At 59.2% G+C, this 1,064-nt stretch carries 2 protein-coding genes; both read right to left on the reverse strand.

The features are described 5' to 3' along the window. Positions 1-74 precede the first annotated feature (74 nt). Positions 75-203, reverse strand: a complete 129-nt coding sequence (locus tag QN345_RS19370) for a hypothetical protein (protein WP_323509156.1) — start codon at positions 201-203, stop codon at positions 75-77. Between the two features lie 93 nt (positions 204-296). After that, positions 297-770 (reverse strand): hypothetical protein, encoded by a 474-nt coding sequence (locus QN345_RS19375; protein WP_322135563.1) that lies wholly within the window; start codon positions 768-770, stop codon positions 297-299. Positions 771-1,064 lie beyond the last annotated feature (294 nt).

Below are 1,064 nucleotides of genomic sequence, written 5' to 3' on the forward strand. Positions count from 1 at the left end.
ACCTCTGTTGGGTGTTTCTTGGGCATATCCGAATCCTTTCACCAGAAAGAAAGCGGCAGGAAAACCGGGACGGTTCAGCCAACGATGACGACGGGTGCGGATCGGTAGCCGAGTTGTGTGACCAGGTCGGCGGCGGCTTGGTCGTGGGTGAGGTCGACGGTCTCGTACTGCAGGCCGACGTTGTCAGAGCGTGAGGAAGCCACAACCGCGAGTGGCCGGCGTCGATGGGACCGCGTTGCCGTCCGTCGGCTTGGAAGGGTGTTTGCCAATCATCCAATCCTTAGGTGAGCCACCGATCAGGGGGTCTGGTTTTCCAGGGACTTGACCTTGTCGAGGAGGGCACCTATGGCGGCGTCCTGTGAGGCGAGGTGCAATTGTATTTGTTTCGCTTCTTCGAGGATCGCGCCCGCATCTTCATAGGTGGCGGCGGCTCGTGCGTCGGAGGCTGCAGCCTGGATGTTCTGGCCCACAATGATGATCGGGAGGAGCACCAATTGGAGGAACGTCTGGGCGACCCAGGCGATGATAACGATGGAGTCGTGGCTTTGAATGGCGGCCGGCAGGCTGACAAGGCTGATGGCGGCGAATGCGTAGGCCGCCCACATTGTTCCGACGCTCTTCGTGATGCCCAAGCCGATTTTTTGATTGATGCCGTTCACCCGGCCGGAATCAGCGCGCAACTTCGAGAGAACTGAGCGCACGGTCGGCGGCCCTTGGGCGGCACGTTCGGCGGCTCTCGGGTGTTGGGTGTAGTCGAAGTCTGCGCTCATTATGTCGGTGCTCCCATTTCATGTTGGAGGTGTGAAGTATCCCACCGTTGGCTCCCTCATGATTTCTGCGCGCCCCGCTTCAGCGGATATGAGCGGCAGCATGTCCAATGCTCTACGAGAGTTCTTCATCCTGGTCTTTGGGGAGGCGTGGGCGAACCCGTGACCTACGCATTGGCGAGGCTAGCGACAGAATTCCAGTAGGGGACATCCACAACATACCGGCGGTTGGTTCTAAATCGTGCGCTTTGTGCGAGGATCTGGGGATGGAGCAGGTGCAGGACTTTCGATCAACAA

Source organism: Cryobacterium sp. 10I1 (assembly GCF_035019805.1).
GTDB classification, from domain to species: Bacteria; Actinomycetota; Actinomycetes; order Actinomycetales; family Microbacteriaceae; genus Cryobacterium; species Cryobacterium glucosi.